Consider the following 7,713-nt stretch of genomic DNA (forward strand, 5'->3'; position numbering starts at 1 on the left):
TTTTGCTCCAGGCAGCGCATCGTCATGCCGGCATATGATTTTAAGGGATGAGTCTCCGAATGATTTCTTCCGCGGCCTCTTCCGCGGTCATGCTGGTGGTGTCGACGTGGATTTCGGGGTTGGCAGGCGGCTCATAGGGGCTGTCGATGCCGGTGAAGTTCTTGAGCTGGCCTGACCGCGCCTTCTTGTAGAGGCCCTTGACGTCGCGCTTCTCTGCTTCCGCCAGCGGCGTGTCGATGTGGACTTCGACAAATTCGCCGGGCTGCATCATCTGGCGCACCATGTCGCGCTCGGCGCGGAAGGGCGAGATGAAGGCGGTGATGACGATGAGGCCCGCGTCCGTCATCAGTTTCGCGACCTCGCCCACGCGGCGGATATTTTCCACCCGGTCGGCGTCGGTGAAACCCAGATCCTTGTTGAGGCCGTGACGCACATTGTCACCGTCCAGCAGGAAGGTGTGGCGATTCATCCGCGCCAGCTTCTTTTCCACCAGATTGGCGATGGTCGATTTGCCCGCGCCCGACAGACCCGTTAGCCACAGCACAGCGGGCTTCTGGTTCTTGACCTGGGCATGATGCTCGCGGGTCACGTCCGTCGCCTGCCAATGGACATTGTCCGCGCGGCGCAGCGAGAAGTGGATCATGCCAGCCGCCACGGTGGCGTTGGTCATCTTGTCAATCAGGATGAACCCGCCCAGATCGCGGTTCTGCGTATAGGGTTCGAACGGAATGGGGCGGTCGGTCGACAGATTGGCGACACCGATGGCATTAAGGTCCAGCGTCTTGGCCGCCAGATGCTCCATCGTGTTGACGTTGACCTGATATTTGGGCTGCTGAATGGTCGCGGTGACAGTCTGCGTGCCGATTTTCAACCAATAGGGACGGCTGGGCAGCAGTTCATTCTCATCCATCCAGACGACGGTCGCCTCGAACTGGTCGGCGGTCTGCACCGGATCATCGGCAATGGCAATCACGTCTCCGCGCGAACAGTCGATTTCATCGGCAAAGCAGAGCGTCACCGACTGGCCCGCCACCGCTTGCTCCAGATCGCCGTCCAGCGTCACGATTCGCGTGACCGTGCTGGTCTTGCCCGAAGGCAGAACGCGGACGGCATCGCCCGGCCGGATCGTCCCGGCGGAGATGAGGCCGGAGAAACCCCGGAAGTCGAGATTGGGTCGGTTCACCCATTGCACCGCCATGCGGAAGGGCTTGGCAGTATCGGCGGTGGCGTCGACTTCCACCGTCTCCAGATGCTCCATCAGTGCAGGGCCGGTATACCAGGGCGTGTTGGCGCTGGGACCGGTGATATTGTCGCCCTTGAAGCCCGAGATCGGCATGGCGACGAAATTGTCGATGCCGATCGATTGCGCGAACTCCGCATAATCCTTCACGATGGCGTCGAACACGGCCTGGTCGTAATCGACCAGATCCATCTTGTTGACTGCCAGCACGATGTTGCGGATGCCGATCAGGTGGGCAAGGTAGCTGTGCCGCCGGGTCTGCACCAGCACGCCCTTGCGCGCGTCGATCAGGATGACGGCAAGGTCGGCGGTCGATGCCCCTGTCACCATGTTGCGCGTATATTGTTCGTGGCCGGGCGTGTCCGCGACGATGAACTTGCGCTTTTCCGTCGCGAAGAAGCGATAGGCGACGTCGATGGTGATGCCTTGTTCCCGCTCCGCGGCGAGGCCGTCGACCAGCAACGCGAAGTCGATTTCCTGCCCCTGTGTGCCGACGCGTTTGCTGTCGGCTTCCAGCGCGGCGAGCTGATCCTCGAAGATCATCTTCGAATCGTAGAGCAGCCGCCCGATCAGGGTCGATTTGCCGTCATCCACCGACCCGCAGGTGATGAAGCGCAGCATCGTCTTGTGCTGATGCACGTCCAGATATTTGTCGATATCCTCGGCGATCAGGGCGTCGGTGCGGTAAATGGGGTCTGCAACGGTGTCGGTCATGATGTCTGTCCCGTCAGCCGGACCAAGGCCGGCATCTCGTTGGTTTTGGGGTAGGGGTGCGGCTTGGGCTATCCGATTCCGGCCAGCGCCGGGATCAGGCGAACGGGGTTCGCGTCAGAAATACCCTTCCTGCTTCTTCTTCTCCATGGAAGCGTCACCGCCATCCTTGTCGATGACGCGGCCCTGCCGTTCGCTGGTGGTGGTGAGCAGCATTTCCTGGATGATTTCCGGAAGCGTCGCCGCTTCGCTTTCCACAGCGCCAGTCAGCGGGTAGCAGCCCAGCGTACGAAAGCGGATCGAGCGCATCACCGGTTCTTCGCCCTGCCGGAGCGGGAATCGGTCGTCATCCACCATGATGAGCATGCCGTCGCGTTCCACGGTCGGGCGCGGCGCGGAGAAATAGAGCGGCACGATCTCGATATTGTTGAGGTGGATATATTGCCAGATATCCAGTTCGGTCCAGTTGGAGATCGGGAACACCCGCATCGATTCGCCCTTGCTCTTGCGGGCGTTGTAGAGATGCCAGAGTTCCGGGCGCTGAGCCTTGGGATCCCAGCGGTGGCTGGCGGTGCGGAAGGAGAAGATGCGTTCCTTCGCCCGGCTCTTCTCCTCGTCGCGTCGCGCGCCGCCAAAAGCCGCGTCGAAGCCATAAAGGTCAAGCGCCTGCTTCAGCCCTTCGGTCTTCCACATGTCGGTATGCAGCGGGCCATGGTCGAACGGGTTGATCCCGCGCTCCTTCGCCTCCGGATTATGATAGACGAGCAGTTCCATGCCCGCATCTTTCGCGGCCTTGTCGCGCAAATCGTACATCGCCCGGAACTTCCAGGTCGTGTCGACATGCAGCAGCGGAAAGGGCGGGGGCGAAGGGTAAAAAGCCTTCTTCGCCAGATGCAGCATCACTGCGCTGTCCTTGCCCACAGAATAGAGCATCACGGGGCGTTCGGCTTCTGCCACCACCTCCCGCAATATATGTATGCTCTCTGCCTCCAGGCGTTCCAAATGTGTCAGGCGAGTGGCGTCCAGTTGTCCGGTAGCTGTCGTCATGGGGCCGGCATCTTTCCTTCAAGATAAGGTGACGCTTGACATAAACGTCCGTGATGCGAACACACCTCCCATATGGGAGGTATTTTCCGTGGTTCTGACGCGGACGGATGAAAATGAGCTTCTGACGGCGCTTTACGGTGGTGTTTTGGGGGAGGAGCCATGGCGGCTTTTCTTGCTTCGCCTGCTCGCGCGTGCTGAGGCGGACGTCGCCCAACTCATGCTGCGCCCAGTTGGTGGAGAGGCTTGGATGCTCGCGGCGCAAATGCGTGACCGGCATGTGTCGCCGGGATTCGTGCCGCCCGAGCCGCCCTGGGATCGGATGCGGCCGGGGCGCGTCTATTCGGGCACGGAACTGGAAGATGCCCATTCCCCTGCAGCACGGCATATGCGGCTCGGGCTGACGGATGTGGGCGACCTGTGTCTTTCCGTCTTTCGCGAGGACGGTGATTTCAGCGCGAGCGATTCGGCACTGCTGGCGAGCCTTGCCCCCCATCTTGCCATCGCCGGGAGGACATGGGGCCGGCTGGAACGGGAAGGCGGCCACATCGCCGTGACCGAAGGGGAATTGGCGCTGCTTGGCGGTGGCTGGATTTTGGTCGATGCACAGGCGCATCTGCTGGATTGCGACAGCGAGACCGCGATGCTGATCGCCCAGGGAAAAATCATGGGCCGGGCGCCGGACGGGCGGTTGCGCCTGCTTCTTCCTGAAGCGGCCAAGCTGCTGGAGCAGGCGATAGGGAATGCCGGGCCGGTTTCGCATCGCGCCGAATGGTTGTGGCATGATCCGCCCATGCAGATGCTGGTGATGCCGCCGCCCGATGGCGTGGAACGGGCTTTCGCAACCGTCCGCTGCCTCATCCGCATTCGCGCTCTGCCGCATGGGGAAGGAAGAGGCGTGAGCGCGTCGATCCTTTCCGATCTGTTTTCCTTGACGCCCAGCGAGGCAAGGTTCGCCGCGCGGATGGCGGACAGCGCAAGCATAGCGGAGGTCGCCAGGCTTCTGGGCCTCACGATCGAAACGGCCCGCAACTATTCCAAACGCATCTACGGCAAGATGGACGTGCGTGGACAGGCGGACCTGATCCGCCTTCTTTCGAGCAGCATCATGGAGAAAGCGGCGACTTCAGAACTATCGGAAGGCCCGCAGTGACGAGCGCGACCTCATCGCAGAGGCGCGCCAACTTCTGATTGAGCCATCCCGCTTCATCCCGGAACCGCCGAGCGAGCGCATTATCGGGGACGATGCCAAGACCCACTTCATTGGCGACCAGCACGACGGGTAGGGGCGAGGCGATGATAGCCTCTTCCAGCGCCGCGCTGGCGCTCCTTATGTCTTTTCCCGCCAGCAGCAGATTGGAAAGCCAGAGGGTCAGGCAATCGACGAGCACGGCGTCCGCCTTGCGCGCGGCGGCGGCAATGGCGCTTGCCAGATCGACCGGCGCTTCGATGGTGATCCAGCGACTGTCCCGGTCGGCGCGGTGGCGTGCGATGCGCTCCTCCATTTCCGCGTCATGGGCCTGCGCCGTCGCGATGAAGGCAAATGTGCCGCCCATCCGCTCCATCCGCGCCTGCGCGTAGCGACTTTTCCCCGACCGGGCGCCGCCCAGCACCAGCAGGCTGCGTGCGGCGGAGGCTATGCCGTTCACAATGCGCCTGACACGGAGGCTTCGGCGAAGGTAGCCATTTCGTTATGCGTCGCCAGCGCGCATCGCACGATCTGCGCCGCGACCGCCGCGCCCGATCCTTCCCCCAACCGCATGTCGAGGTGGAGCAGGGGGCGAAGGCGCAGATGTTCCAGCAGGCGGGCATGGCCCCCTTCCGCCGAGCAATGCGCGGCCAGGCAATGATCGGTGAAGGCAGGCGCCGTCGCCGCAAGCGGCGCGATGGCGGCGCAGCAGATAAAGCCGTCCAGCAACACCGGAACACCCTCCATGCGGGCCGCCAATATCGCCCCGGCGATGGCCGCGATTTCCCGCCCGCCCAGGCGTCGCAGCATTTCGAAAGGCCCGTCGCAAGCTGCGCCGTGGAGAGCAAGGGCACGGGTGACGGCCTGCTCCTTACGGGCGATCCCGGCATCGTTGACGCCCGAGCCGCGTCCGACCCAATCGCTTGCCCTGCCACCGAAAGCCTGCGCGCACAGCGCCGTTGCCGGGGTCGTATTGCCGATCCCCATTTCGCCGACGAACAAGAGGTCGATGTTGGCGCGCACCACCGCCGCTCCGGCGTTCAACGCCTCAAGGCACTCGGCCTCGCTCATCGCCGCTTCGATGCTGATGTCGCCGGTGGGGCGGTCCAGATCCAGCGGCACCACGCAAAGCGCGGCTCCGCAGGCACGCGCCAGCGCATTGATGGCCGCGCCGCCTGCATGAAAATTGGCGACCATCTGCGCCGTGACGGCGGGCGGAAAAGCGCTGACCCCTTGCGCCGCCACGCCGTGATTGCCCGCGAAGACGGCTGCCCGAATGGTATCGATTCGAGGTCGGGCCGTGCGCTGCCATCCGGCCATGAACAGCGCGATGTCCTCCAGCCGTCCTAGCGATCCGGGCGGTTTGGTAAGCTGGCCCTGCCGCGCCGCCGCCGCTTCGATCGCCAGATGATCGGGTGAAGGCAGTGTGTGGAGCGCGGCTTCGAACGCGGCCCGTTCAGGAAAATGGATCATGAGCAGACAAATCCTTCCGGCGGCATACGAGTAATGAAATGGCCCTTCACGCCTTCGGGCCAGTCGGCATAGCGCACGACGCCTTCCGCGCTTTGGGCGTGAAGCGCCGCATAGGTGAGGATCGCCCGTGCCGCCGTTTCATCCGCCGCGAAGTCGCCCAGCACATAGCCGACCTTGCCCGGCGCGCGGATATGGACGGCGCAGTGGCGCTGGCAGGCGAAGAGGCAGGGCATTTCCTGCACCGCGACCCCGGCGAGGGCAGGCTCCTTTTCCTGCACGCGCCGTAATGCGTCGAAGAGCAGCGCGCCGCCGCGCCGCCCGTCTTCATCCTCGCGCCGGTCGGGCGAGAGGCGGCAGGTGCTGCATACGACCACGGCCGCGCCCGTTTCGACCGGTTGTAGCATCAGAAGCGGCTCCGGATGCCGGCATAGAAACTGCGGCCCAGGCTGCCATAGCCGCTTGCCGTTTCATAATGCTTGTCCGACAGATTCTCGACCCGGCCATAGAGCGCCAAGCCCGGCAGCACCTGCCAGTCGGCGCGCAGATCGGTCAGCCAGTAATCGTCCAGCTTGAATGTGCCCGTAGCCCGATCATAAGTCTCACCCGAATAGCGGACCGCCACGCTGGCCTTCAGATTGAAGGGGAAGCGATAGCCTAGCTCGCCATTCGCCATATGCCGGGGAACACGCTGAAGCTGGCGGCCATAGGTGCTGCCGATCGTCCGGTCCTCGGCCTTGATCCAGCTATAATTGGTGTTCGCGAACAGGCCCCGCCATTCCAGCGAGCCGGACAGTTCGATCCCCTTGGCGTGGCTCTTCTTCACATTGGCATAATAGCCGAAGCGTTCGACCGTCGTGCCGGGAATATAGCAATTGGAGGGCACGTCGCTCGGGCAGTAAGAGAAGTCGATCAGATTGTCGGTATCGCGCTCGAACCAGGTGGCGGACAGACGCGCAATCTTACCCATCGCCTGTTCAAATCCGACTTCCCAGCCCTTCGCCTTTTCGGGGCGCAGACCGGCCGATCCATAGTCGCTGAAAAGCTGATAGAGCGAAGGAGCCTTGAACCCTTCGTCATAGCTGGCCCGCAGCACGGTATTTCCTTCATGTAGGGACCAGACCGCCCCGCCGTTGAAAACCGTGTTGTTGCCGAAACGGCTGTTATGGTCCCGGCGCACGCCTCCGTTCAGCGTTACGCCCGCAATGGGCGTGAGGCGGATTTCGCCATAGAGGCTGTTGGTATCGGTGCGGTAAGGCGTCAGCACATAGGGCGCGGCGCTGTCATTCGGGGAAGCGGTGGTCATCCGCTGTTCGTCCCGTTCCGCGCCGAAGACGATCTGGACCATGTCGGACGGCTTCAAAGTGCCCTGATATTCATAGCGGCGCACGCGACCATGCGCGTCGAAATTCATGGGCCGTATTGCGCGGGCGGGATTGAAATTCTCGCGATCCGTTTCGCTTTGCAGAATGGCGAGGCGGTTGGTGAAGCGTCCATCGAGCAGCACCGCATTCAATCCCGCATAAAGCGTCCATTCCTCCGTTGCGCCATATTCAGGCGTGTCGCCCGCGAAGCCGTCGAAATCATTGCGCCCTTTCGCCCAATAGCCGCGCAAGTCCACCGAGATTTCGGATGACAGCCGCACGGTGGCCGTGCCGCTTGCCGCGCGGCGGCGATAGCCGTCATCCTCGGTGCCGCTGGACCGGGCGGATATGCCGTCGGTGGAGAAAGTCGATCCCGACACGCGCCAGTCGATCAGGTCGCTGGTGCCGCCCACTGCCGCGCGGGTATTCATCGTGTCGCGCGATCCGCCTTCGAAGGAAAAGCTGCCCTCCAGCGCCTTGGTGGCGCGCGCCGTCTGGACATTGACCACGCCGCCGATGGCGTCGCTGCCCCACAGGATCGATTGCGGCCCGCGCAATATCTCGATCCGGGCGATGTCGTCGGCAAACAGGTTCGAAAAGCCATAGCCGCCAGCCGTGGACGAAGGGTCGGAAATCCGCATCCCGTCGATCACCATCACGCTCTGGCCCGCATCCGCGCCCCGGATACGGATCGA

At 63.1% G+C, this 7,713-nt stretch carries 7 protein-coding genes (1 of these 7 cut by a window edge); 1 reads left to right on the forward strand and 6 read right to left on the reverse strand.

The genetic code is table 11. The features are described from left to right. Positions 1-40 precede the first annotated feature (40 nt). Positions 41-1,954, reverse strand: a complete 1,914-nt coding sequence (gene cysN, locus ATN00_RS06870; RefSeq protein WP_062063449.1) for a sulfate adenylyltransferase subunit CysN — start codon at positions 1,952-1,954, stop codon at positions 41-43. Between the two features lie 114 nt (positions 1,955-2,068). Beyond that, entirely contained in the window at positions 2,069-2,998 is a 930-nt protein-coding gene (gene cysD / locus ATN00_RS06875; RefSeq protein WP_062063451.1) for a sulfate adenylyltransferase subunit CysD, read from the reverse strand. An 88-nt stretch (positions 2,999-3,086) separates the two neighbouring features. On the opposite strand from cysD, the gene ATN00_RS06880 reads away from it, so the two are divergent. Continuing rightward, positions 3,087-4,148: a helix-turn-helix transcriptional regulator gene (locus ATN00_RS06880; RefSeq protein WP_156415234.1), complete on the forward strand. Its 1,062-nt coding sequence runs from the start codon at positions 3,087-3,089 to the stop codon at positions 4,146-4,148. On the opposite strand, the gene cobU is transcribed toward ATN00_RS06880, so the two are convergent. From cobU to ATN00_RS06900, 4 genes are all read right to left on the reverse strand, one after another. Continuing rightward, positions 4,102-4,560, reverse strand: coding sequence for a bifunctional adenosylcobinamide kinase/adenosylcobinamide-phosphate guanylyltransferase (gene cobU / locus ATN00_RS06885; RefSeq protein WP_231746461.1), 459 nt, complete (start codon positions 4,558-4,560; stop codon positions 4,102-4,104). The two genes, ATN00_RS06880 and cobU, sit on opposite strands and share 47 nt — an antisense overlap. 80 nt (positions 4,561-4,640) lie before the next feature. Further along, a complete protein-coding gene (cobT, locus tag ATN00_RS06890; RefSeq protein WP_062063454.1) occupies positions 4,641-5,657 on the reverse strand; it encodes a nicotinate-nucleotide--dimethylbenzimidazole phosphoribosyltransferase in 1,017 nt (338 codons plus the stop codon). Beyond that, positions 5,654-6,061 carry a DUF1636 domain-containing protein gene (locus ATN00_RS06895; RefSeq protein WP_062063456.1) on the reverse strand — a complete coding sequence of 136 codons (408 nt, stop codon included), beginning with the start codon at positions 6,059-6,061 and terminating at the stop codon, positions 5,654-5,656. Before ATN00_RS06895 ends, cobT begins: the two co-directional genes overlap by 4 nt. Further along, a protein-coding gene (locus tag ATN00_RS06900; protein ID WP_062063458.1) for a TonB-dependent receptor plug domain-containing protein crosses the window boundary here: on the reverse strand, positions 6,061-7,713 show its 3' portion. The gene runs 276 nt beyond the window's last position; only the last 1,653 of its 1,929 coding nucleotides appear in the window; its start codon lies off the right edge, out of view; the stop codon is at positions 6,061-6,063. Before ATN00_RS06900 ends, ATN00_RS06895 begins: the two co-directional genes overlap by 1 nt.

This window comes from Sphingobium baderi (genome assembly GCF_001456115.1).
Classification (GTDB): domain Bacteria; phylum Pseudomonadota; class Alphaproteobacteria; order Sphingomonadales; family Sphingomonadaceae; genus Sphingobium; species Sphingobium baderi_A.

Bases quoted from the DNA above. Each gene is read 5' to 3' on its own strand.
- cysN (WP_062063449.1), bottom strand. From the start codon at position 1,954: ATGACCGACACCGTTGCAGACCCCATTTACCGCACCGACGCCCTGATC.
- cysD (WP_062063451.1), bottom strand. From the start codon at position 2,998: ATGACGACAGCTACCGGACAACTGGACGCCACTCGCCTGACACATTTG.
- cobU (WP_231746461.1), bottom strand. From the start codon at position 4,560: ATGGAGCGGATGGGCGGCACATTTGCCTTCATCGCGACGGCGCAGGCC.
- cobT (WP_062063454.1), bottom strand. From the start codon at position 5,657: ATGATCCATTTTCCTGAACGGGCCGCGTTCGAAGCCGCGCTCCACACA.
- ATN00_RS06895 (WP_062063456.1), bottom strand. From the start codon at position 6,061: ATGCTACAACCGGTCGAAACGGGCGCGGCCGTGGTCGTATGCAGCACC.